This is a genomic window from Salmonella sp. NW884 (genome assembly GCF_051700745.1).
GTDB classification, from domain to species: domain Bacteria; phylum Pseudomonadota; class Gammaproteobacteria; order Enterobacterales; family Enterobacteriaceae; genus Salmonella; species Salmonella enterica.
The window spans coordinates 1-556 of sequence record NZ_JAMMDE010000040.1 but is presented as its reverse complement, the minus strand read 5'-3'; the positions used below and the strand labels follow the sequence as shown (position 1 = coordinate 556).

The 556-nt window shown below is 54.7% G+C and carries 1 rRNA gene; it reads left to right on the top strand.

Going from position 1 to position 556, the window contains the following annotated elements:
- Positions 1-556, top strand: a 23S ribosomal RNA gene (locus NA197_RS23410); the annotation flags it as partial.

Here is a 556-nt window from a genome sequence, read left to right as displayed (position 1 = left end):
ATAGGGGAGCCGGAGGGAAACCGAGTCTTAACCGGGCGTTAAGTTGCAGGGTATAGACCCGAAACCCGGTGATCTAGCCATGGGCAGGTTGAAGGTTGGGTAACACTAACTGGAGGACCGAACCGACTAATGTTGAAAAATTAGCGGATGACCTGTGGCTGGGGGTGAAAGGCCAATCAAACCGGGAGATAGCTGGTTCTCCCCGAAAGCTATTTAGGTAGCGCCTCGTGAATTCATCTCCGGGGGTAGAGCACTGTTTCGGCTAGGGGGCCATCCCGGCTTACCAACCCGATGCAAACTGCGAATACCGGAGAATGTTATCACGGGAGACACACGGCGGGTGCTAACGTCCGTCGTGAAGAGGGAAACAACCCAGACCGCCAGCTAAGGTCCCAAAGTCATGGTTAAGTGGGAAACGATGTGGGAAGGCCCAGACAGCCAGGATGTTGGCTTAGAAGCAGCCATCATTTAAAGAAAGCGTAATAGCTCACTGGTCGAGTCGGCCTGCGCGGAAGATGTAACGGGGCTAAACCATGCACCGAAGCTGCGGCAGCGA